Source organism: Roseivirga ehrenbergii, assembly GCF_001593005.1.
GTDB lineage: Bacteria > Bacteroidota > Bacteroidia > Cytophagales > Cyclobacteriaceae > Roseivirga > Roseivirga ehrenbergii.
On record NZ_LQZQ01000002.1, the window covers coordinates 70,174 to 92,919 of the forward strand.

Sequence of the window (22,746 nt, forward strand, 5' to 3'; positions counted from 1 at the left end):
ACCTTGTGGTCTATTTACCCCTCTACTGCTAGTCAATAGCTTTGCAATCATGCTAGGAGCCAACACCTTGTCGGTAAATAGAAAAGTTCTTGTGGTGGAAAATGAAATCATTATTGCCGATGATATCTCCATGACAATTGCCAGTATGGGCTTCTACCCTTTAGACCCTGTTTTTGATTATAACAGTGCCGTAACATCTTACAACACCTACAAACCCGACTTGGTAATTATTGATATTCGCCTTCAAGGAAAAAAGACAGGAATTGATTTTGCAGAATGGATTCGTACTCATTTCAGTACGCCAATAATCTATATTACTGTTTTGGGAAGTAAAATAATCAGACACCAAGCCGAGCAAACCCAACCAACGGCCTATCTAGTAAAACCATTTGTAAATCAAGACATTATTGATGCGGTAAATCTAGCGTTGACCTAACAAATTTAGACCTAAAGGTCTATTTACTGCTTTATAATCTAATTGTAGTTTTAACATGTCATCATGTCCTCTTAATCAAGGATTGATAATTTGAAGAGACTTACCGTGAATCCGAAAAGAATACTAATCGTTGAAGATAATTCCGAATTAGCCGACTGCCTGTCCGAAGTGTTACAGTCATGTGGTTACCAAACATGCCCTGTCGCTAAATCTTATGACGAGGCTATCTCGTATTTTGAAATCTATAACCCCGACCTTGTTACTTTAGATATTCATATTGAGGGTGAGCGCACGGGGATTGATGTTGCAAAATACATTAAGCAAAACTCCAATATTCCTTTCATCTATCTTTCGGGCTCAATCGACCGATCATCTATTTCATTGGTTAAAGCTACCAACCCATTTGCTTTTTTGGTAAAACCATATGAGTTCCTTTCACTCGAAACCACTTTGAAATCGGCTTTCAATAGCACCAAGCCTACACTCAAAACTACTCAGGTTGAGAAAAGAAAGCTTCCCAAATTTACACCTATGGAAAAAGTGATTTTAAAGGAGGTTGCAAACGGTCTTACTTCACAAAAAATAGCATCTAGGCTTGACTTAAGTGCTAGCACTATTAAAAACCACAGACATAACATCTGTGTAAAGCTAAAATTACCCAGAACTACTCATTCGCTCTTGAACTGGGCGCTTGAAAATAAAAGACAATTGAACCTCTGATTGAGCTTTAAAAATTAGTAATATCTTCTTTTTAATTGTTCGAAAAGAATGAATTTAGACCATGAGGTCTATTTACCAACGTTCATAAAGATTTTAGCTTTGAAAAGAAAAGTCTTAGGGCTAATACAATTCAAATTGAGGATGTGGGTGTTCTTGTTTGAGCTGCTTAGAACAGGGAAACTCAACAGGTTTCCCTGTTAGGCAGTTTCCCCTTATTACGAATAGCAAATTAGACCTAAAGGTCTATTTAATTAGGAGGATTAAGGACTTAGCTTTATAAAGTAGATAGTTCATTTAGTAAAAATTAAGGAGTGAACTACTAATAAAGAAATATACAATTTCGGTAGACGACTATTTGGTTGAGGTATAGTCAATCTACGAAGCCACCATACGGGTGGCTTCTTTTGTTTATGGCCATCTGGTTTTTCGATAATGGCAAAGGTCTTGCAATACTGAATTCATTAATAACATAAATGAATCAAATGCCACTTTTAGGAAAGCTAATAAAGAAATCTATTGATGTTGCCAACGAACTTTTTGAAGAGGATAAAAACCCAGTTGAAGCACAGTCTGAAGCACTAAGAAACCTACTAGAATCGGCCAAGAACACCGATTTCGGAAGAAGATATCAGTTTAATGAAATACTTAAATCAGAAGATGTTGCCAAGTCGTTCCGAGTATCCGTTCCCTGTTTTGATTATCACCGAATGTTTGGGGAATGGTGGCATAAAACTGTGGAGGGAATTCCCGATGTAACTTGGCCGGGTAGCCCAGAATACTTTGCACTTAGTTCAGGAACCACAGGATCTAAAAGCAAACGCATTCCCGTTACAAAAGAAATGATCGAAGCCATTCGAAGCACTGGAATTAAACAAGTAATGAGCCTATCTGATTACGACTTGCCAGATGAATTTTTCCAGAAAGGAATACTCATGTTAGGTAGCAGCACAGAACTTGAAGAGCGAAATGGACATCTAGAAGGAGAAATAAGCGGAATAAGCGCCAGCAATATTCCATTTTGGTTTAAAGGATACTATAAACCGGGTGAAGAAATTGCTAAAATTCAAGATTGGGATGAACGTGTTCAGCGAATTGCTGAACAAGCACCCAATTGGGATATTGGTGCTCTTTCTGGAATTCCCTCTTGGATTGAGCTCATGCTTAAAAAGGTTATAGAACATAATAATTTAAAAAATATACATGAAATCTGGCCATCTCTGTCTGTATTCACAACAGGCGGGGTTCCTTTTGAGCCTCACCAAGAAAGCTTCGAAAAACTATTGGATCACCCTCTCCTCTATTTAGATACTTACTTGGCTTCTGAAGGCTTTATTGCATTGCAAGTGAGGCCGAATGAAGACATGTCGATGCAATTGGCCTACGATGGAGGCATTTACTTTGAGTTTATACCTTTCCAGCCCGAATATTTTGACGAAAATGGAGCACCATTTGAAGACGCCCCAGCCCTAAGTTTGGCTCAAGTGGAAGAAGGTAATGAGTATGCAATGTTGATCTCCACCGTTAGTGGCGCTTGGCGTTATAGTATTGGCGACACTATAAAATTCACCAATAAAGAAAAAGCAGAAATTAAGATTACAGGCAGAACGAAATTTTTTCTGAATGTAGTGGGCTCACAACTATCTGTAAACAAAATGACAGACGCTATTCAAAAGCTTGAAGAAGAATATAAAATGTCTATTTCGGAATTCACCGTAGCGGCTGTAAAACATGATGGTGAGTTTTACCACCAGTGGGTAATTGGAAGTGGAAATGAAAGTAATACAGACGAAGAAGCTCTAGCTCGTACTTTAGATGAAGCGCTTAAAAATGTGAATAAAAACTATGGTGTAGCTAGAAGTAAAGCCTTAAAAGGGGTTAAGCTCAAATTAGCAAGTCCAGAAACCTTTTACGATTGGGCAGAACAGACCAAGAAAAAAGGCGGACAAATTAAAATTCCTCAAATGATGAGTGAATCAGAAATGAAGGCTTTTCTAGAGTTTATTTCATGAAACATCCGCTATTTTTTTAGGGATTTCCTCCTCATTAGTATTTACAATTTCCATAACCTCTTCAGGCGACAGGTAGAGTCGCTTGATTTTTCTCTTGTATCGTTCAGGAAGGTGTGTATTATTAAGTATGAAATTCTTAGTCTCCAATATTTCAGACCTCAAGCCATGTCGAACGGCAAATTCATCCGCTCTTCTTTCTGCGGCTCTAATATATTTGCCCAGAATGAGATAACCCAAACCAAAGCCTAAAAGCGAAAGCACTGAGCGGTCTTTATAATCCATGATGTGTCCGAGCTCATGACCAATCCAGCCTACCAAAATAGTCTGTGGTAATTCCTCAATTCTCATCAATTTCCCTTCAATCACAAACCTACGCCTCACATAAATTACATAAGCACGATCTTCTAACAAACTGAAAACCGACTTAAATGAAGGCCTAGCGCTCATTACCGATTTACTCTTCTTTTCCGCAAAGCGAAACTCTATTTTTATGCTTTTAAGCTCTGGGTAATGCGAAAGGGCAATAAGGGCAGGTGTTCTAATTTCTTCTGGAATTTTCTTTCTCCAGCCAAATGTATTCAACAGTAAGGGTTCCATAAATTTTGTGTTATGACAAGCGAAGTGTCTCTAAGTACACACGCCTAGTTTTTGAACTTCAATGGCTAGCTTTTAAATTTTTTTAAACCAAAAACTCCCTCCAAAGCCCATTTTACCCATTTATAAAGAAAACTTCGTGCCGTTGTGAACAAAGTGAGCATAAGTAGACTTTAATAATTATTCTGTGTAGATTATTCCCCAATGACGGGTCGTATTCAGACACTATAATAGAATCATGAAAGAAACGAAGAGCGTGGCAATTGTGGATGATGAAGAGTTTATCGGACACATGGTGTCAAAATTTTTACAAAACGAAGGATTAACAACTGTATACTTTGATAGAATGCTTGCTGCTAAGGAAGACTTTTTAAAAAAAACCTATGACTACTACTTTTTGGATTTGAACCTTCCAGATGGAACCGGTTTCGATTTAGTACCGATCATCCAGAAAAGGGCTAAAAATGCCAAAATCATCATCATTAGTGCGCATGATGGCCACGAAGAGTTGAGTAGAGCTAAATCATTTGGTGTTCATGGTTTTATTCATAAGCCTTTCAATAAGCAGGCAATTCTAAATACGATAACAAAATAGGATGGAGAAGATTTTAATTATTGATGATGATCAGGACATATGCCTGCTCCTTCAAAAATACCTTACAAAAAAAAGTTATGAGGTTTTTATTACTTACAGTGGAAAGGAAGCTGAAGAATGGCTAAAGAAAAACCAAGTCGATTTGGTGCTTTGCGACTTCAAACTCCCTGATTACTCTGGGCTCGAAATTCTTCAGAAAATAAAAATTATTGACCCCAACATTCAGGTCATAATTATTACTGGCTACTCTGATGTGCGCGTTGCAGTTGAGGCCCTTAAGAGAGGTGCTTTTGAATATGTAACTAAGCCCTTATATCCGGATGAAATACTCCTTACCATTCAGAATGCCTTAAATCAGAAGTTAGAAGAAAATCACCCAAGAACCCGAATCAAGAAAAAGCAAGTCAGGAACGAATTTGTGGAAGGTGTGAGTCACGCTGCACAAACCGTAAAAAAACATATCGAACTGATCGCCCCCACTGATATGTCTGTAATTATTATGGGAGAAACGGGAATTGGGAAAGAGTTTGTTGCCACTGCTATTCATGAAAAAAGTAAAAGAGCCGATCAGCCATTCCAAGCCGTTGACTGTGGTGCATTACCAAAAGATTTAGCTGGATCAGAACTTTTTGGACATCAGAAAGGAGCATTTACTGGAGCAATTGCCGATAAAAAAGGCTGTTTCGAATTGGCCAATGGAGGAACTCTCTTCTTAGATGAGGTAGGAAACCTGACGTACGAAAACCAAGTGAAACTTTTACGAGTACTTCAAGAAAGAAAAGTAAAACCCATTGGCGCCAATAAAGAGGTAGAAATCGATGTTCGCTTATTAGTGGCTACAAACGAAAACCTAAAAGAAATGGTAAAGAAGGGCACTTTTCGTGAAGACATTTATCACAGACTGAATGAGTTTAAAATTGAAGTTCCTCCTTTAAGAGAAAGACCCGATGATATTATTATTTATGCGGAGCACTTCTTGCTTAAGGCCGATCGCCAGTTAGAAAAAGATGTGAAAGGTTTTACCGAGGATACAAAAGAAAAATTGAGAGAATACCCTTGGCACGGAAATCTACGAGAACTGGGTAATGTGATCAAAAGAGCGGTTTTGCTTTGTCAAGGCGACCTTATTGAAACTATCCACCTGCCACAAGAAATTGTGACTCCAGATTTATCAGAAGCAGATTCTTCACTACAAGTATCCTTTAATGGGGAAATGCCTACAGATCTGAAATCGGTAGCTGAAGCGGCAGAAAAGAGGGCAATTATTGAGGTGCTAAAACGCACTAAAAATAATAAGAGTAAAACGGCAGACTTACTTAAAGTAGATAGGAAAACGCTTTACAATAAGCTAAAAGCTTACGGAATAAGTACTTGATCTAGAGTTATAGATGGCTTAAAACAATAATGCCCCTCCGCTTGGAGGGGCATTATTGTTTTTCTCTACTTAGTGGTTTCTACATTCCTAATGCAATGTAAAACTGAATTACGGAGTTTTTTGCATCTCCCATAATCGATCTGGCATTATCTGAATCAGCTATTTCTGACAGACCGAAATTGTATCGTGCCCCTAACTCTGTATTTCCAAAGTTCAAACCTAGTCCACCAGAAAGACCAAAGTCGAAAGCATTCAATTCGTCTCTATCGATTTCACTAAAAGAACTACCGAAATCTCCATCCGTAGTTACGTTTGCACTAATTAAGTACGATACATAAGGGCCAAACGAAATATCGAGTGCATCGCCAGCTTTTAAATCGAGCATAACTGGTAGCTCTATGTAATTTAAATTGAACTTCGCTTCTCCATCGAATGGACCTGTTCTATATTCAGATCGATTTCCTTTTGTTGAAAATAACAACTCGGTTTGTATAGCCGAAGAAGGACCAATTTGGTTTTCCTTAAAGATACCAATACTAAAACCAGGTCTTAAATTATTGTCATCGATATCGTCCGTGTAAAGGTTACTTAAGTTAAAGCTTCCTTTAATTCCCGACCTAAATTCTTGCGCCTGACTCTTATTTGTAAAGGAAACCAAACACAATAGCGAAAAAATACTTGTTATAATAATCTTTTTCATGACTTTCTAGTTTAAATGTTATGTGCTTTTTCATCATGATTTAGAAAAGGTTGTGCCATTTACCGAAAAGCTCATTTAAACGCTTTGCTACCTTTCAATTGGGGAAATGAAACCCCCTTGTGAGTAAAATCAACCCTACAATAAACTGAGAACATGAGTTTGAAAACCGAGTTTGAAGACCTAATAATATCCATCTTTGAAAATGCCCCATATGGTATAATTTCCTTTAAATCGATTCGCGATGAAAAAGATAAAATCATTGATTTTGAATGTCTGTTTATTAATCCTAAGGCAGAAAAAATTGTAGGCATCCCTTCTAAGCAAATGGTCGGAAATTCACTTCTCGATACCATGCCTGGCAATAAAGAAGCTGGTTTATTTGATTTGTATGTTAAGGTTGTTGAAAAGCGCGAAAGTATAAGTATAAAAAAGCATTACGAAGGAGAGCATTTTGATAATTGGTTCGAAATTCACGCTAGCCCCTTGGCTGATGGCTTTACAGTAAGCTTTTTGGACATAAGTGAGCATGAAAGAACCGTAAGGAAAGCAAAAGCTTCAGAGGTTCGTTACGAGCAGCTTTTTCATGAATCCATAGACTCGATTTTTATCACCAATAATGAATTGCTCTTGTTGGAAACCAACGATGCCATGCTCAAAACATTTGGCTACGAGCGAGAGGCAATGAGAGTACTCACTTTTAAGAGTCTGTTTTTGAATGAAGAGGACTTTATCCGCTTTAATAAAGAATTCTATAAAAATGATCGTGTTGAAGAGTTTGAAGCTGAACTTTTGCTAAGTGATGGTAAAACTGGTATCTGTTTAATTAACATTGTTGAACTTAGTCAGACAGATGACGGACTCAGGTTATACCAAGGAATCATCAAAGATATCACTCGAAAAAAGATGTCAGAACGCGAATTGATTTGGGCAGAAAAACTGTCGATGACAGGAAAAATTGCCAGAAGCATTGCCCATGAAGTAAGAAACCCCCTCACTAATCTATCTCTAGCACTTGATCAATTAAAGGATGAGATTCCGCCAGAGGTAACCGAAGCGGATTTATATATTGATATTATTGCGCGTAACTCCAAACGCATAGGTAATCTGATTACTGAATTATTAGAATCATCAAAACCAAAATCTTTAAAGCTTACCCAAACTCCTTTAAATGAAGTAGTGAAAGACTCGCTTGAACTAATAAAAGATAGATTGAAACTTCAAGGCATGAAGGTATTAGAGGATTATGACTCTTCTATACCCTTAATTCCTTTGGACTCTGATCAGATGAAAACAGCTTTAGTAAATTTGTTTGTGAACGCCCTTGAAGCAATGGAGCCAGAAAAAGGTATTCTATCTATAAAAACCTATTTAAAAGAAGATATAATATTCTTAGAAATAGCCGATAATGGCATCGGTATTTCAGAAGATAATATCGACAGCCTTTTCGAGCCTTTTTTTACAGCCAAAATCGGAGGAATGGGATTAGGACTTACTACAGTCCAGAATATAATAAAGAGCCATACCGGACACATATCAGCCAGCAGTACCGTTGGAGAAGGAACATCCTTTCAAATTACCTTTAGCGTAGATTGAGGGTTGATCTCCCCAAGATTGTAGATCAAATTGCTCATTTTTCTGCGGTTAAATCCCTTTTCATTGTTATAAAGCTGTTGGAACGAATTTCGCCTACAGCATAACGAGAGTTTAATTTTTAAAGAAAAGGATATGACAACTGATACACAAATAGAAAGTAAAACGAAGCCAAAACTACAGAAAAGGGCATTCGCTAGATTAGGTTATACAAAGATGGAAACTGCGGAGTTGGTAGATGCTATGAATAAGTTATTGGCCAATTACAGCGTGCATTATCAAAAATTGAGAAACTTCCATTGGAACGTAAAGGGCCCCGATTTCTTCGATATTCATGAGCAATTTGAGCAACAGTACAATGCGGCTAAGGTATCCATTGATGATGTAGCAGAAAGAATTAGGGTTTTCGGACAAACACCTATGAGCACAATGCGCGATTACCTTGAAACATCTGATATTAAAGAGTCAAGTACAGATCTAAGTGCCATGGAGATGGTTTCTGAAATTGTTAAAGACTACGAAATTTTATTGGAGCACATGTTCAACGTAATTGAAGTTGCCCTCAATAATGGAGATAGCGGAACGGTAGATATGGTGAACTCTATGGTGAAATACACCGAGAAAAACCATTGGATGCTAACAGCCTTCTCTAAGAAATAAGATAAAGTCGGTATATGTGTTAATTAAGGGTGGGGTTTTTTACCACCCTTTTTTGTGAAAAATATTCCACGGTTCATAACTACCCTTTTATCCAAAACGACCTAAAACCTCGCTAAACAGTGTTTTCATCAATGTAAACAGCTTGGTATAATTATTTCACGATAATGAACAGAAACCAACTAAGAACAACAAAAAACCAATATGAAAAGATTTCTTCAAGGTAATTGGGATCAGATTAGAAGAAAGCTAAGAAAGAAATATAAGCAGCTAAATGATCAAGATCTGAAATATATAGAAGGGCACGAAGAAGAACTGATTGTTAGGCTTCAAGTAAAACTAGACAAAACGAAGCGGGAAATAACTACAGAACTTAAAACGATAATAACTGACTAACCTTATGGATTTTGGAATTAACGATGCGGCCAATATTGTATCTACCAAGCTAAAAAGCTGGCTAGAGGCTCTTACGTCTATGCTACCAAATATAGTAGTGGCGGTTTTGGTGCTCATTGCGTTTTATTTTCTTTCTCGACTAATGAAAGCAGGATCTAGAAAATTAGTATCTAGATTCTCAGATCAGGCAGCTATTATTGGTTTATTCTCTACCATTATTGCCTTGGTAACGATTGCCATCGGTTTGGTTGTAGCCCTAAATGTACTCCAGCTTACAAAAGCAGTTACATCCCTCCTAGCAGGAGCCGGAATAATTGGTTTAGCTTTGGGTTTTGCATTTCAAGACATCTCCGCAAATTTTATTTCAGGAGTCATTATGGCCTTCAGAAAACCAATAGTTGTTGGCGACATAATAGAAACCAATGGGTATAACGGTTTTGTAGAAAAAATTGAACTAAGATCAACCGTTATCAGAACCTTTCAAGGCCTACATGTTATAATTCCGAATAAAGATATTTTCCAAAACCCATTTACCAATTATACCCGCACCCATACTAGACGAATTGATCTAGAAGTTGGCGTGTCTTATGGTGATGATTTGGATAAAGTAACTCAGGTGGTAGAAAAGGCTGTGGCCAGCAACAGCCATTTAGTTGATGGACAACCTGTTAAACTAGTGTATGAAGAGTTTGGTAGTTCCTCTATCAATTTTAGAGTAATGTTTTGGATCGAATATGACCCTAAAAAACCGATGTACCTAGAAGCCAAAAGTGAGGCAATTAAAGCCATTAAGAAAGCATTTGACGCGAATGATATTATGATTCCATTCCCAATCAGGACACTAGATTTCGGGATAAAGGGAGGGGAAAAGCTCTCTGAACAAATAGAAACTAAACAAATGAAACTTTTACCAAAAAATTAATAATTCAACTATAACACTTTAAATAACACAATTATGAAAACGATTTATAAAACCATAAGCCTAATGATCATCTTTTCCGTATTTGGAATAATGAGTTGTCAAAATGAGTCATCTTTTGCTGATGAAAGAGCTGAAATGGAAGAACGACTTGAAAAAGCCGAAGCCAATGTAGATGAAGCCATAAATGACATTGATAGAAGATTAGAAAATGCAGGAGATGAAACTAGAGACAGGTTAGAAGAAATCAGAGAAGATTTAGTAGACGATAAATCTGCGCTGGAAGAAGCTGCAGATGATGTTGCGGATGCTACAGAAGAAGCATGGGAAGATACAAAGTCTGCAGTAAGCAGAACTTATGATGATGTATCAGAAGGTTTAGAAAATTTTAAGAAGAATATCGAAGACCTTTTCGACAATAAGTAATCAAATCACAATTAAACGAAACGATGAGAAAATTTATAATAAGTACATTCGTGATTGCCATCACTTTTTTGGCCTCGAATCAAGCGAAAGCTCAAGATTACAATACCGCGGTTGGACTCCGTTTTGGAGGAACTAGTGGCATAACCTACAATACAGGAAATTTTGAAGGAATCTTGGGTTTTTGGGGAAATGGATTTAGTCTGACTGGTTTGTTAGAAAAGCGTACAACAGCTTTTGAAACTCCTGAGTTGAACTGGTTTTATGGTTATGGGGGGCATGTGGCTTTCTTTAATAACGGAAATCCAGGTACCAATTTCGGTAGAGGAGACAGAAGATACGATGATTCTACAGTTGGCTTTGGTATCGATGGAATTATAGGTTTAGAATTTATACCTAATGAAATTCCTTTTGCTTTCAGTCTCGGTTTAAAACCATTCTTGGAAGTCGATACTAACGGAAATTTTTATGGCGCACCAGACCCTGCCATAGGGATTAAATATATTATCAATTAATATTAAGTAGAGTTGATTTGGTGAAAAAGGGTTCATTTGAAAAAGTGAATCCTTTTTTCATTTCAAGCCCGTGTTGAAAATAGCCACAATCAAAAGAATAATAACGTAGATAATTTTCCACAAAACAGAGCCTATTAAAAACTAAAATAGCCATTCAGGCCTATAATGAGCTCTTTTTAGTTTTGGATACTTAATTGTCTTACAGTCAATGAGATTAAAAATTAAGTATTCACTAAAAATCTAAAATCATGTTATACTGGTCAATCGTATTTTTTGTGGTAGCAATTATCGCTGCCTTATTCGGGTTTAGAGGAATTGCTTCGGCAACGTCTAGCATTGCCAAGTTTTTGTTCTTCATATTCATTGTTCTTTTTGTATTGTCTCTTCTCTACCAAGGATTCGCATAAAGGCTATGAATGAAGCAAATGAATAAAAAGCCCCGAGTAATCAATTACTCAGGGCTTTTGCATGTTGAAGGAATCAATCTTTATTCCTTCTTTATTCTAAACCAAGGAGCCACGTAATCTGCTGGCAGATTTTCTTGAGGAATAGTGCTTTGGTTTCCATCGCGCTGAGCTCTATAATGTGGCGACATAATTTCTACACCCGCGGCATTAAATCCGTCTTGAATATTTTGGTGCAAATCAGAATATATTTTAGACATTTTTTGCACCTCACGGGTTCTCACGTTCAACTGGTAACTCACATAAAAATCATCTAAGCTGGTTTGGTATACATAAGGGTGTGGCTTTTTCTTGACAAACTCCGTTTTAAGACCAGCTTCAATTAATAGCTCATGAACTTGCCTCCATGGAACATCGTAACCAATAGTTACCGTGGTATGAAGAATAAGTCCATCTTCATCGTTTGCCGTAGTATAGTTTATAGTATGGCTGGTAAGCAAGTTTGAATTAGGAATGGTTATGATTTCGTTTTTAATTGTTTTAATTCTGGTATTCAAGAGCGATTTCTCTTTCACATCGCCTACTACATCTCCAATTTTTACACGATCTCCAATCTTAAATGACCTCATGTAAGTAACCACAATTCCAGCAATAACATTGGCAATGGCAGAAGCACCACCTAGCGCCACCAATAGACCAAAAAAGGCAGAAACTCCTTTAAAACTATCAGAACCTCCCATTGGTAAAAGAGGAAAAATACCAATCAGTACTAAGGCTAGAATAATACCTTTAACAATGTTATAAGTAGGTCTTGCCCAATCAGGATAAAAGCCAGGAACCAACAGTCTACCTTCTTCTATTTCTACCTTAAAGAATTTTATCATTCTTAAGAAATAGCGGGTTACAAACACTGTAACTATAATGGTAAGTAAATTGGGAAGGTAATCTAACAGCCCAATCCCCAGCTTTTTAAGCGGAGTAAGTATCAGGTGAAACAGCGTATCTGCAATACCTTGGGTCCATGGAAAAAGGCTAAAGAGTATAGGAAGCAGTAAATAAACTACAATTACCAAAATTAAGACTCTTAAGCCCTTGGCTGCATATACAATAATTCGAGTGAGTACTTCGGATTTAAGAAGCTGGTAATTCTTAATAGAAATACTCTTAATCATTTTACCCTCTTGGGCATGTATTTTAAGATACACTGCCCTAAAAAACCTGTTATAATATTTTAGGCCGTAGAGAAAAAGACCTAGAATTAACAGCGCAATTAATATGTTAATAATTAAGCCTTGCCAATTAAAGAAGCTCTCTTTTGTAAGTCCTTCTTTTAAAAGGTCGAAATAATAGTTGGTGGTTCGGTTAAGGTTGAGGCCTAATTGTACCGCATCTTTTTCCGTAACAGACATTATAATGGTTCCTTCAACCGTAATGTCTTGAGTTGTATTGTTTTTTAAAATTTTTAGAGAGTCTACAACCTGAGTTTCGCTGGCAAGAAAATCTTCAATTTTCCGATTAATCTGTCTTACTCTTTCTTCCGCAGAAAATGGGCCAATACCTTGTTGAAGGTAGAAGAGGGTGTCTTTTGCTATTACTGGGAACCCCGCAGGTTTAACTTGGGTAATAGTATCCGTTTCGGCCTGAGCTCTAAGCCCCTGAAACGAAAGAACTAAAAGAAGAAAGCTGAAAACTATTTTCATATGGCACAATGCTACGCATTATCATGATAATAGTTTTCAGCTTAAGAAACAATTTTTTAGAGACTCATCATCTCTTTAAAGCGAGCAGCTTGTCTTCTACTCACCTCAACTTTATCGCCACCGCGTAAAACAACCATTAAACCACCATTGAACCAAGATTCAATACTTTCAACCCAAGTAAGGTTGATAATGTGCTTTCTGCTGGCACGGAAGAATGATCTATCATCTAATCTTTCGTCTAAAGCGTTCAATGATTTATGAATCATTGGCTTAAAGTTATCGAAATAGATTTTGATATAGTTTCCGTCAGATTCGAACAAACGAATGTTTTCTAGCTTTACGAACCAACATTTGTCGCCATCCTTTACGAAAACACGGTCGTTCGGGCCTAATTTCTTGTCTTCGGCTTCACCACCAACTTCTTCTGGCTGAACTCGCTTCAACAACTTATTCAAAGCATCTTTTAAACGGTCTGGCTCAATTGGCTTCAATAAATAATCGAGTGCATTAAAGTCGAATGCTTTAAGCGCGTACTCGTCATAGGCAGTTGTAAAAATAACCTCAGGAACATTGTCTAATGATTCAAGCAGCTCAAAGCCTGTTTTTTCTGGCATCTGAATGTCCAAAAACAGTAAATCTGGCTTCAGCGAGTTAATCTTTTCCTGTGCGTCTTCAGCATTTACTGCTTCTCCTACAATGTCGATTTCAGGGTATTCCTGAAGCAAATTGGTTAACTCCTTTCGGGCTAATCTTTCGTCATCTATTATAAGTGCTTTCATAATTTATGGGCTAACTGTTAAATTCCCTGTGGAATTCTAACTTCTGTTATTACAAACTTATCATTTTCATTGTAAATATTGAATGTCGCTTCCGATCCATAGATCAGTTTTAGTCTTTCTTTAGTGTTACTTAGGCCGTAACCGCCCTTTTTCCCGGGTTTTTTAACACCATGAACATATTGACCACTGTTTTTTATTCGCAGTTTTAATACAGAGTCTTCTGTAATACTCTTAATTTCAATAATCCCTCCGTCTACTAAATTCGAAACGCCATGCTTTATTGCATTTTCAACCAAAGTTTGTAGCATCATTGGTGGAATCTGAAAATGGTTAGAACGTGGATCAATATTGTATTTGATTTTAAGTCGCTCTTCAAAGCGAATAGATTCAAGTGCTAAATATGCCCTTACGGTATTCAGCTCATCATTAAAATTGATCACCCGTTTCTTGTCCATAATAAGCGAGGTTCTCAGAATATTGGACAACTGAGTAATCGCAATTTTTGCTTTAGCAGGTTCCTCATCAACCAAAGCCCTTACACTGTTCAGTGCGTTGAAAATAAAATGTGGGTTAAGTTGCGATTTAAGCTGATTCAACTGCATTTCATTAATGGCCGCCTCATACTTTAATGAGCGGTTATTACTCTCTAAGTAATGATAAAGGAAATAAATGGTAGTCCAAATAACATAAAGGAAAGCCGTTACAAGAAAATCGAACGTAAGCTGAAGCAAAAGGTCTCCATTATTATATTCTGCACTTCTAAATACTAAATATGAAAGTTGATTAAGCAGGCCAGAAAGCACAGCTACAGCTAGTATAAGCGCTAATACTCGAGAAACTATTCTACCAAGGTCTACCTTAAGCCAGTTGTATTTGATTATTACGTTCCTAATAATAAAGTGAGAAACGAGAAAAGGAATAAGACTCTGCGTAATGGCTTCAAACTGCTGTCTACGCATTTGTTCTGGGCTTTCGCCAAGGGCCGAAATAAAAATCAAATTGATTATAGCAGGTAGTGCCCAACCAACGATTTGTAATGTCCAATATAGCCTCTTCTTCCGCACGCCAAAAAGTAAGAATATTTAGTCATTCCATCCGCCTGGATTTTATAAAAGGCAGAAATAAATCCGGATTAAAGTGATTCTCCCTGTTTATAATTTTTGTTGCGAACGAAAGTGCGAATAATTAAGCGTGTTCCTCGGTCGTAGGTAAAGTAGTTCCACACCCAATTACTGAAAACCACAAGGCGGTTTCTGAAACCAATAATCGAAAGTAAGTGAACGAACATCCAAACCAACCAAGCTGGAAAACCACCAAAGGTGAATTTTGGCATATCTACTACCGCTTTGTTTCGGCCTACCGTAGCCATAGAGCCTTTATCTACATAATCAAAAGGCTTCATTGCCTCATTTTTTGATTGCCGTATGAGGTTGCGGGCCAAAAGCTTACCTTGCTGAATGGCTACTGGGGCCAGCATTGGCTGACCATTAGGATAGCGGTCGGTTTTCATAAAGGCAATATCGCCCAGCGCAAACATGTTTTTTATGCCTTTTACAGCGCTAAAATCATCTACCAAAATACGCCCACGTTCTAGTGAACTTTCTGGTATGCCATCAATAATATTCCCTTTTACGCCCGCAGCCCAAACCACAGTTTTGGCAGGAATTACTGTGCCATCAGAAAGTGTCACCTCCTCACCGTCATAATTTTTCACAAAGGTGTTTAGCTTCACTTTTACATCAAAGGCATCCAAGTACTTCAGTGCTTTTTCACTTGCCTTTTCCGACATTCCAGCCAAAAGCCTTGGCCCCGCATCTACCAAATGTAGGTTCATAATATTGAAATCTATATCCGGATAATCCTTAGGCAATACATGCTTTTTTAACTCTCCAAGCGCTCCAGAAACTTCGACCCCAGTGGGGCCTCCACCCACCACCACAAAATTGGTCAGTTTATCCTTTTCAAGTGGATCTCTCGTGAGTACGGTCTGCTCAAAATTCTGAAGCATTTGACTTCTTAAATTAAGGGCTTGCGGAATCTGCTTGAGCGGGAAAGTAAGATTGAACATTTCCTGATTACCAAAGTAATTCGTTTTAGAGCCGTTGGCAATCACTAAATAGTCATAGTACAAATCGCCTATGAGGGTATGAATTTTTTGTTCTTCAGGCTGAATTTGCGTCACCTTGGCCATTCTAAAGTAGAAGTCCGGATAATTGTTGAACAGCTGGCGTAGTGCCCCAGCGATAGAGTCTGGTTCTAGGCCTGCGGTAGCTACTTGGTATAACAGCGGCTGAAAAGTATGATAGTTATTTCGATCTAACAGAACTACCTGAAAACCATGCCCTTTTAGCCCTTTTGCTATTTGAATGCCGGCAAAACCACCGCCAATAATTACAACTCTTTTCTTTTGGGTTTGAGGAATGTCGAGGTGGAGGTTTTTGAAGGGATCCATATGTTAATAATAGTTAATAAATGAACGATTATAGACTGTTATGGTTTAAATAAATGAACATCGGTTTTAAAGAAAGTCGGAGAAATTTGAAATACAACTCAACGACTTACCGTTATAAAACCGAAGAAAGAAATTACTAGCCATTGGCTAGAAAAGGCAACGTTAAAATCGTGTTGGTAACCTTGAGTGTTAGGTAAATGCTTAGGTTAAAAGTAGAGACAGAGTAGATTTAGATTTTAATGTTTTTGGTTGAAGATGGTGCTGTTACGAAAGTGACAGCATCTTTTTTTTGTACCTACTCCTTCATCAAATTTGTCTTATCATTCGATTAGTTTTTGAAACTCATCTATCTTCGATCATGCAATCGCCTAAAACCCCTATTCAAGAAATTAAAGACCCACTTTTTGATAAAAAAGGAGTCAAGTTTTTTGTGAAGCGCGATGACCTTAATCATCCAGTAGTTTCGGGTAACAAGTTTAGAAAACTGAAATATAACCTAGAACAAGCGAAACTGGAGGGACATAATACGCTCTTGACATTTGGCGGTGCTTTTTCTAATCATATTTATGCGGTAGCTGGTGCGGGCGCTTCGTTCGGTTTTAAAACCATAGGTATTATTCGTGGCGAAGCGCACGAAACGCTAAACCCAACCTTGGCTTTTGCGCAATCGCAAGGAATGCATTTGCAGTATATGGACAGAGAAACTTACCGAAGGAAAAGCGAGCCTGAAGTAATAGAGCAGCTCGAAAGCCAATTTGGTAAATGCTATATTTTGCCCGAAGGAGGAACAAATCAACTAGCCATAAAAGGTTGCACAGAGATCATCAGCGAGATTGATCAGGATTTTGATGTGATTACTTGTCCAGTAGGCACTGGAGGCACCCTTTCGGGTTTGATTGCAGGCTTAAATGGAGCGAAAAAAGTGATAGGATTTTCTGCACTTAAAGGAGATTTCTTGAAAGCTGAAGTAAACAGACTTCTGAATGAAATTGATGCCAAAAACCTCAATAATTGGTCAATTCAAACCGATTATCATTTTGGTGGCTATGCCAAGGTAAAACCTGATCTGGTTAGTTTTATACAAGAGTTTGAAGAAGTTCATGGTATTCCTTTGGAGCCCATTTATACAGGTAAGATGTTCTATGGCCTTTTCGACATGATAAAGAAAGACTTTTTTGAAAGAGGAACCACAATTATGGCTGTACATACAGGTGGTCTTCAAGGAAATGCTGGCTTTGATTTTAGAAAACTGGAATGAAAAAGGGGGAATTATTTTTACTAGGAATTATACTGTGGTTTCAAGCTTGCGGCACTAAAACCGAACAATCCACAGGAGAATTTCAGTTGACTAAAGAAGAACAAACTATTTTAAAATTAGGGATTGAGCCTCTGTTATACGCTGACATTGAAACAGAAAAGCCACGCCTTTTGAGTGACTACCTCCTTGTAGGTACAATCAGCGATTTCTCATCCGTCTATTCATCTGACGACTCAGTCGGTAAGCTGTCGAGCCTCTTCATAAAAGAAAATCAAGCTATTCTTAATCAGTCAGTTGTGTTTGACCACATTCCTAGTGTCCAAACTATTGACAAGAAAAAGCTAGACAGCCTTGGAGCAACAGTTGATCGAAAAGATTTCTGGTATAATTTTCATGAGAATTGGTTCCCTACAAAAGCTGGCTATATTGAGGTATCAAAGCCAATTGTTAATGATGACCGTACCTTCTTTTATTTTTTTCATACAGAGAGTGGTAAATCTGGACGATTAATGCGTGTTTGGATGATTAAGAATAGTGAGGCCTGGCAAATTGAAAAATCAGAAGTCATTTGGACTTTCTAAAGCTTAACCCAACAACTCTTCAAAAACATCGGTCAACCTACTAAAAGGCCTGATTTTGATCTTGTATTTCTTTTGATCCAAGCCCTTCATATTGTATTTAGAAATGAATATTTGGGTAAAGCCCAGTTTTTCGGCTTCAGAAATTCGGTTGTCAATTCTGTTTACTGCTCTCACTTCTCCGCCTAAACCTACTTCGGCAGCAAAAGCTGTTTTATCAGAAATTGGAGCATCGTTTAAGCCACTTACCAATGAAGCACAAACCGCAAGGTCGATGGCGGGTTCTTCAATTTTAATTCCGCCTGCTACGTTTAAAAACACGTCTTGACTGCTGAGTCTAAAACCTCCACGCTTTTCCAACACCGCTAACAACATGTTAAGTCGCTTGGCATCAAAGCCCGTAGAGCTTCTCTGAGGCGTTCCATAAGACGAAGTGCTCACCAGCGACTGAATCTCTATTAAGAGTGGTCGGTTGCCTTCTATAGACGCGCCAATGGCTACACCAGGCGAGTCAGCTTCGCGTTGACTGATTAGAATTTCAGATGGATTTGAAACTTCACGAAGCCCTGTAGACTGCATTTCGTAAATACCCAATTCAGAAGTTGAGCCAAAACGGTTTTTCACGGTTCGCAAAATTCGATACGCCAAGTGTCTGTCCCCTTCAAACTGAAGCACAGTATCCACCATATGCTCTAATACTTTGGGACCTGCCAAACTTCCTTCTTTTGTAATATGGCCTACTAGAAAAACAGGTGTGTTGCTTTCTTTGGCAAACTTGAGCAATTCAGCTGTGCATTCGCGCACTTGAGACACAGACCCCGCTGCAGATTCTATTCTTGGAGTATGAAGTGTTTGAATGGAATCGATAACGAGAATATCGGGTTGAATTTCTCTAATTTGAGTGAAAATGTGTTGGGTTGAGGTTTCAGAAAGGATAAAGCAGTTTTCTGACGATTGGCCAATGCGCTGTGCTCGCATTTTAATTTGTTGCTGGCTTTCTTCGCCCGAAACATACAACACTTTTAGCCGCTTAGATGAAAGTGCCAGTTGAAGCATCAGTGTAGATTTTCCTATACCAGGTTCTCCACCAATAAGCACCAATGAACCATGTACAATTCCACCGCCTAATACGCGGTTCAACTCATTATCATAAGTAACTATTCGCTTTTCGGTATTGCTTTCTATTTCGTTTAGCCGAATTGGTTTTGAAACTGTAGTTCTTGAATCGTTTTCTCTCCAGTTAGTGAGTTCTTTTTCAGAACCGCCTACTTGTTCTTCAACATAAGTATTCCATTCGTTACACGAATTGCATTTGCCAACCCACTTGGCAGATTGGACTCCACAGTTTTGACAAACGTAAACAGATTTGATCTTCGCCATACCTTGGGCAAGTTAAATGGAAAGGGAGTATAAAAAAATAGCGGGCACCTTATGCGCCCGCTTTTCAATCGAATTATCAACATCTTTTTTTTACTAACTATGAAGAGAGTATTCTAAAATGAATGTCAATTCATGAACATACTGGGTTTAAAGCAAAAAGGATTCGTTTTGAATTAACTTTTTAGTTAAAAAAACTAAAATTCAACTTATAGTAATATTTAATATAGCTTAGTCCAATCGAATAGCCTTATCTCCGCACTATGGTTTCAATTTTTGACTTTTAAATCAGATTAACTTAGTAGGCTCTCTATGTCGCTCGCCTCTAGTTTTTTGATAAAGCTTTCTTCTGTAGTAATTAAATCCGAAGCCAGTTTAATTTTGTTTTGTTGAAGCGCTAGGATTTTTTCCTCCACCGTATTTCGAGTAATAAATTTATAAGTGAAGACGGTGTTCTTCTGTCCTATTCTGTGGGCCCTATCTACGGCTTGAGCTTCAATGGCCGGATTCCACCAAGGGTCGAGTAAGAACACGTAATCGGCACGCGTTAAATTTAAACCCAAACCACCCGCTTTTAACGAAATCAAGAAAAGCCTGATGCTTTCGTCTTTCTGAAAAAGATCCACTTGCTCTTGCCTATTCTTGGTACTTCCATCTAGGTAAGCATACTTCATGTCGTTCTTATCGAAATATTCTCGAACAATAGACAAATGTTTAACAAACTGACTAAACACAAGAATTTTATGGCCTTCGCTTAAAGCCGATTCTATCATATAAGTCACGTCCTCCAGTTTTCCAGAATCGCCCGTATATTCTGGGTCGGTCATTTTTGGATGGTTGGCAATTTGCCTGAGCTGCGTAAGACCTTGTAATAGCAGAAGTTGTGATTTTTTAACTCCCGTTTTTTCTATGTTGTCCAGAATTTTATTTCTGTAATACGATTTTACCTCCTCATATTTTTCTTCTTGTTGGGCGGTCATTGTGCTATACTTCACATTCTCCACCTTTTCGGGTAAGTCCTTAGCCACCTGTGATTTTTGCCTCCTTAAAATGAATGGTTTAATAATTACATTCAGTCTTTTGGCCTTTTCCTGATCTTGTTTCTTTTCAATCGGCAATTGAAATTCATCTCTAAAATAACTTTCGGTACCTAATAGCCCTGGGTTTACAAAACTCATTTGAGACCATAAGTCTAAAGTGCTGTTTTCGAGCGGTGTACCGGTAAGAATAAGTCGGAATTTAGATTTGAGCTTGCGTACGGCCTTGGCAATATTCGCAGACGGGTTTTTAATGGCTTGCGACTCATCAAGAATCACGTAGTTAAAATAATAACCCTTGAGGATGTCAATGTCTATTCTGGTAATTCCGTAAGAGGTTAGAACTAAATCATAGTCTTCAAAGCTCGCTACATCTTTGTTTCTTCCAGAACCCGTATACACCAGTACCTTCAAATCTGGAGTAAATTTTGAAGCTTCAATTTCCCAATTATAAATTAGGGAAGTAGGCATTATTAACAGCGAGGCATTCTTCTTTCCCTTGTCTTTTTCAGATTGAAGCATGGCCAAGGTTTGTACCGTTTTACCCAAACCCATGTCGTCTGCCAAACAGCCACCAAAGTTGTAACTAGAAAGAAAACGCATCCAATTATACCCTGCTTTTTGATATGGTCTTAGCTGCCCTTTAAATGAAGAAGGAATATCGTAATCCTCAATTTCTTCAAAATTTTCAAGCTGCCTTAATTTTCTATCCATACTGACCTGCGCCAGTTGTCCATTCTGTAAATCTTGAATAAGCGATAGGTGATGCTTTTTAAGTTTTGGCGAACCTTCATGATCCATAAAAGCGAAAAGCTCAGCGTAATTAACAAACCAAGCATCAGGAATTACAGCGATTTCTCCGTTTGGAAGAATGATTTCTCTCTTTTTACCCGATATAAGCTTTCGTAATTGTTCAAATGGAATTTCGTAGTCGCCAAATTTTATAATGGCATGAATATCGAACCAGTCGATATTTTCATTCACTTTAATATCGATATGGGCTTCACCAACGAAATAGCGTTTGCTATCCTTTTCGCTTTGGCGAACAATTATTCCCTCATTCTGAATGAACTCTTTTTTCTCTGAAAGCCAAGCAAAGCCAGCGCCACGGGTTAAAGTTTGGCGTCCATTTTTTAACACCAGCCCCTTCTCTCCCAGTTTTTTAATAATGTCTAATTCGGCCTCTACATTTCGCTTTATTTTATGGAAAATGTATTCTTCTCCTTTACGCTCTAATTTTACAGAAGAGGTGGCATTTACATCGTAAGGAAACGTATACGGTCCATATTTAAAACCAATTTTGAATAGCAATTTGGCTGGTTCAGGGTCAGATTTTCCATTACTGCCAGCTGAGCCAAACAAGTCTGGCGTGGCAGTTTGAGCAGTTGATAATTCAGAGAAGGTAATTTCTGGAATCAGTTCATGCCTTTCTGTATTGATTTCAAAACCCTTGGCATATACATCGAACGAGGCCACCAAATTGCTTACAAACTTTTCGTAATAGGTGGCCTCTACCTTTCTGGGGATTACTACAAATTTCTTGTTCAGAAAGGGCTTTAACTTTGGGCCATCAACTCCCTTTTCAAAACGAAATAGTTGATCGTTTACCACCAACCAAGCTGGTTGGTTACAAATTAGGAATGAGCCATTGTATTGCCATTCTAACTTTTCTCCATTGTGTTTGATGGTAGGGAAATAATGGGTGTTATCTTCATTTCGCCTAAAATGAAAAAGTACGCTGGCCTTTTGTTCCATCCAGTGAATTTGCCTCCATGCTGGCTCACCGTCACGCCCCATTTCAAAAATCATTTTACCTTCCATAAGGTCCAGAATTCTAGAACGCCTTACTTCTAGGTAATGGTCAATGGTTTTTTGTAATTCTACATCACCCTTTTCTTTATCGTATACTTTAAAGAAGAATTCAGCAGGTTTGATTTTTTTCTTATAAAACTTAAGCGTAATGGCCTCTTGTTGCATCTGATCCATAAGCTTGATTAGCTCATAGTCCCTTTCGTCCATTCCCTTCCCAAATTCTTTTGCGTTTTTGGCAGATATATTTTGGTGCTGCAGGGTCAAGCGCTCCTTGTCGTCCAACTGAACCACAAAGGACTCGAATAGATAGCCTAAGTATTCGTGCTGAAAGAGCGAATAGATTAACTGGAATGGTTTGCCTGTAGATACCTTCATTTCAAAAAAATGCGACCCGCAAATTAATTATTAATTTGAGAAGGA

22 protein-coding genes are annotated in these 22,746 nt (G+C 38.0%); 14 read left to right on the plus strand and 8 right to left on the minus strand.

Going from position 1 to position 22,746, the window contains the following annotated elements:
- The first annotated feature begins 49 nt into the window (after positions 1-49).
- The 3 genes from MB14_RS02285 to MB14_RS02295 all read left to right on the plus strand — a co-directional run bounded on the left by MB14_RS02285 (position 50) and on the right by MB14_RS02295 (position 3,165).
- Positions 50-436 (plus strand): response regulator, encoded by a 387-nt coding sequence (locus MB14_RS02285; protein WP_062588282.1) that lies wholly within the window; start codon positions 50-52, stop codon positions 434-436.
- 90 nt (positions 437-526) lie between these two features.
- Positions 527-1,156, plus strand: a complete 630-nt coding sequence (locus MB14_RS02290; RefSeq protein WP_084375933.1) for a response regulator transcription factor — start codon at positions 527-529, stop codon at positions 1,154-1,156.
- Between the two features lie 482 nt (positions 1,157-1,638).
- Positions 1,639-3,165 carry a GH3 family acyl-acid amido synthetase gene (locus tag MB14_RS02295; RefSeq protein ID WP_062589009.1) on the plus strand — a complete coding sequence of 509 codons (1,527 nt, stop codon included), beginning with the start codon at positions 1,639-1,641 and terminating at the stop codon, positions 3,163-3,165.
- On the opposite strand, the gene MB14_RS02300 is transcribed toward MB14_RS02295, so the two are convergent.
- Complete coding sequence (locus MB14_RS02300; RefSeq protein ID WP_062588287.1) at positions 3,160-3,762, minus strand: M48 family metalloprotease; 603 nt, start codon at positions 3,760-3,762, stop codon at positions 3,160-3,162. The two genes, MB14_RS02295 and MB14_RS02300, sit on opposite strands and share 6 nt — an antisense overlap.
- Before the next feature lie 235 nt (positions 3,763-3,997).
- Between MB14_RS02300 and MB14_RS02305 the strand changes: the two genes are divergently transcribed.
- Positions 3,998-4,354 carry a response regulator gene (locus MB14_RS02305; RefSeq protein WP_062588289.1) on the plus strand — a complete coding sequence of 119 codons (357 nt, stop codon included), beginning with the start codon at positions 3,998-4,000 and terminating at the stop codon, positions 4,352-4,354.
- 1 nt (position 4,355) lies between these two features.
- The gene (locus MB14_RS02310) at positions 4,356-5,729 is read left to right on the plus strand and encodes a sigma-54-dependent transcriptional regulator (protein ID WP_062588291.1); all 1,374 of its coding nucleotides are present in this window, start codon (positions 4,356-4,358) and stop codon (positions 5,727-5,729) included.
- Between the two features lie 79 nt (positions 5,730-5,808).
- On the opposite strand, the gene MB14_RS02315 is transcribed toward MB14_RS02310, so the two are convergent.
- Positions 5,809-6,429, minus strand: coding sequence for a porin family protein (locus MB14_RS02315; protein WP_062588294.1), 621 nt, complete (start codon positions 6,427-6,429; stop codon positions 5,809-5,811).
- A gap of 153 nt (positions 6,430-6,582) precedes the next feature.
- Between MB14_RS02315 and MB14_RS02320 the strand changes: the two genes are divergently transcribed.
- The 7 genes from MB14_RS02320 to MB14_RS18685 all read left to right on the plus strand — a co-directional run bounded on the left by MB14_RS02320 (position 6,583) and on the right by MB14_RS18685 (position 11,336).
- Positions 6,583-8,022, plus strand: coding sequence for a PAS domain-containing sensor histidine kinase (locus MB14_RS02320; protein WP_062588296.1), 1,440 nt, complete (start codon positions 6,583-6,585; stop codon positions 8,020-8,022).
- A gap of 132 nt (positions 8,023-8,154) precedes the next feature.
- On the plus strand, positions 8,155-8,679 hold the full coding sequence (locus tag MB14_RS02325) for a Dps family protein (RefSeq protein ID WP_062588298.1): 525 nt from the start codon (positions 8,155-8,157) through the stop codon (positions 8,677-8,679).
- A gap of 201 nt (positions 8,680-8,880) precedes the next feature.
- Positions 8,881-9,072 (plus strand): CsbD family protein, encoded by a 192-nt coding sequence (locus MB14_RS02330; RefSeq protein ID WP_062588300.1) that lies wholly within the window; start codon positions 8,881-8,883, stop codon positions 9,070-9,072.
- Between the two features lie 4 nt (positions 9,073-9,076).
- A complete protein-coding gene (locus MB14_RS02335; RefSeq protein WP_062588302.1) occupies positions 9,077-9,994 on the plus strand; it encodes a mechanosensitive ion channel family protein in 918 nt (305 codons plus the stop codon).
- A gap of 33 nt (positions 9,995-10,027) precedes the next feature.
- Positions 10,028-10,417: a zinc ribbon-containing protein gene (locus MB14_RS02340; protein WP_062588304.1), complete on the plus strand. Its 390-nt coding sequence runs from the start codon at positions 10,028-10,030 to the stop codon at positions 10,415-10,417.
- A gap of 23 nt (positions 10,418-10,440) precedes the next feature.
- Complete coding sequence (locus MB14_RS02345) at positions 10,441-10,929, plus strand: hypothetical protein (RefSeq protein WP_062588306.1); 489 nt, start codon at positions 10,441-10,443, stop codon at positions 10,927-10,929.
- 248 nt (positions 10,930-11,177) lie between these two features.
- On the plus strand, positions 11,178-11,336 hold the full coding sequence (locus MB14_RS18685; RefSeq protein ID WP_082338133.1) for a DUF1328 domain-containing protein: 159 nt from the start codon (positions 11,178-11,180) through the stop codon (positions 11,334-11,336).
- Between the two features lie 80 nt (positions 11,337-11,416).
- Here the strand turns inward: MB14_RS18685 and MB14_RS02350 are convergent, their stop codons facing one another.
- From MB14_RS02350 to MB14_RS02365, 4 genes are all read right to left on the minus strand, one after another.
- Positions 11,417-13,033, minus strand: a complete 1,617-nt coding sequence (locus MB14_RS02350; RefSeq protein WP_062588308.1) for a mechanosensitive ion channel family protein — start codon at positions 13,031-13,033, stop codon at positions 11,417-11,419.
- Between the two features lie 56 nt (positions 13,034-13,089).
- Positions 13,090-13,812, minus strand: a complete 723-nt coding sequence (locus MB14_RS02355) for a LytR/AlgR family response regulator transcription factor (RefSeq protein ID WP_062588310.1) — start codon at positions 13,810-13,812, stop codon at positions 13,090-13,092.
- Positions 13,813-13,829: 17 nt separating this feature from the next.
- The gene (locus MB14_RS02360; RefSeq protein ID WP_062588313.1) at positions 13,830-14,876 is read right to left on the minus strand and encodes a sensor histidine kinase; all 1,047 of its coding nucleotides are present in this window, start codon (positions 14,874-14,876) and stop codon (positions 13,830-13,832) included.
- A gap of 68 nt (positions 14,877-14,944) precedes the next feature.
- Positions 14,945-16,264: an NAD(P)/FAD-dependent oxidoreductase gene (locus MB14_RS02365; RefSeq protein WP_062588315.1), complete on the minus strand. Its 1,320-nt coding sequence runs from the start codon at positions 16,262-16,264 to the stop codon at positions 14,945-14,947.
- A gap of 358 nt (positions 16,265-16,622) precedes the next feature.
- On the opposite strand from MB14_RS02365, the gene MB14_RS02370 reads away from it, so the two are divergent.
- Both MB14_RS02370 and MB14_RS02375 read left to right on the plus strand, forming a co-directional pair.
- Positions 16,623-17,522, plus strand: a complete 900-nt coding sequence (locus MB14_RS02370) for a 1-aminocyclopropane-1-carboxylate deaminase/D-cysteine desulfhydrase (protein ID WP_062588317.1) — start codon at positions 16,623-16,625, stop codon at positions 17,520-17,522.
- Positions 17,519-18,103 (plus strand): hypothetical protein, encoded by a 585-nt coding sequence (locus MB14_RS02375; RefSeq protein ID WP_062588319.1) that lies wholly within the window; start codon positions 17,519-17,521, stop codon positions 18,101-18,103. Before MB14_RS02370 ends, MB14_RS02375 begins: the two co-directional genes overlap by 4 nt.
- Before the next feature lie 3 nt (positions 18,104-18,106).
- On the opposite strand, the gene radA is transcribed toward MB14_RS02375, so the two are convergent.
- A complete protein-coding gene (gene radA / locus MB14_RS02380) occupies positions 18,107-19,480 on the minus strand; it encodes a DNA repair protein RadA (RefSeq protein WP_062588321.1) in 1,374 nt (457 codons plus the stop codon).
- Between the two features lie 290 nt (positions 19,481-19,770).
- Positions 19,771-22,701, minus strand: a complete 2,931-nt coding sequence (locus MB14_RS02385) for a DEAD/DEAH box helicase (RefSeq protein ID WP_062588323.1) — start codon at positions 22,699-22,701, stop codon at positions 19,771-19,773.
- Positions 22,702-22,746: the final 45 nt, after the last annotated feature.

Coding starts and splice junctions, on each gene's coding strand:
- MB14_RS02285 (WP_062588282.1), top strand. CDS start 50: ATGCTAGGAGCCAACACCTTGTCGGTAAATAGAAAAGTTCTTGTGGTG.
- MB14_RS02295 (WP_062589009.1), top strand. CDS start 1,639: ATGCCACTTTTAGGAAAGCTAATAAAGAAATCTATTGATGTTGCCAAC.
- MB14_RS02300 (WP_062588287.1), bottom strand. CDS start 3,762: ATGGAACCCTTACTGTTGAATACATTTGGCTGGAGAAAGAAAATTCCA.
- MB14_RS02305 (WP_062588289.1), top strand. CDS start 3,998: ATGAAAGAAACGAAGAGCGTGGCAATTGTGGATGATGAAGAGTTTATC.
- MB14_RS02310 (WP_062588291.1), top strand. CDS start 4,356: ATGGAGAAGATTTTAATTATTGATGATGATCAGGACATATGCCTGCTC.
- MB14_RS02315 (WP_062588294.1), bottom strand. CDS start 6,429: ATGAAAAAGATTATTATAACAAGTATTTTTTCGCTATTGTGTTTGGTT.
- MB14_RS02320 (WP_062588296.1), top strand. CDS start 6,583: ATGAGTTTGAAAACCGAGTTTGAAGACCTAATAATATCCATCTTTGAA.
- MB14_RS02325 (WP_062588298.1), top strand. CDS start 8,155: ATGACAACTGATACACAAATAGAAAGTAAAACGAAGCCAAAACTACAG.
- MB14_RS02330 (WP_062588300.1), top strand. CDS start 8,881: ATGAAAAGATTTCTTCAAGGTAATTGGGATCAGATTAGAAGAAAGCTA.
- MB14_RS02335 (WP_062588302.1), top strand. CDS start 9,077: ATGGATTTTGGAATTAACGATGCGGCCAATATTGTATCTACCAAGCTA.
- MB14_RS02340 (WP_062588304.1), top strand. CDS start 10,028: ATGAAAACGATTTATAAAACCATAAGCCTAATGATCATCTTTTCCGTA.
- MB14_RS02345 (WP_062588306.1), top strand. CDS start 10,441: ATGAGAAAATTTATAATAAGTACATTCGTGATTGCCATCACTTTTTTG.
- MB14_RS18685 (WP_082338133.1), top strand. CDS start 11,178: ATGTTATACTGGTCAATCGTATTTTTTGTGGTAGCAATTATCGCTGCC.
- MB14_RS02350 (WP_062588308.1), bottom strand. CDS start 13,033: ATGAAAATAGTTTTCAGCTTTCTTCTTTTAGTTCTTTCGTTTCAGGGG.
- MB14_RS02355 (WP_062588310.1), bottom strand. CDS start 13,812: ATGAAAGCACTTATAATAGATGACGAAAGATTAGCCCGAAAGGAGTTA.
- MB14_RS02365 (WP_062588315.1), bottom strand. CDS start 16,264: ATGGATCCCTTCAAAAACCTCCACCTCGACATTCCTCAAACCCAAAAG.
- MB14_RS02370 (WP_062588317.1), top strand. CDS start 16,623: ATGCAATCGCCTAAAACCCCTATTCAAGAAATTAAAGACCCACTTTTT.
- MB14_RS02375 (WP_062588319.1), top strand. CDS start 17,519: ATGAAAAAGGGGGAATTATTTTTACTAGGAATTATACTGTGGTTTCAA.
- radA (WP_062588321.1), bottom strand. CDS start 19,480: ATGGCGAAGATCAAATCTGTTTACGTTTGTCAAAACTGTGGAGTCCAA.
- MB14_RS02385 (WP_062588323.1), bottom strand. CDS start 22,701: ATGAAGGTATCTACAGGCAAACCATTCCAGTTAATCTATTCGCTCTTT.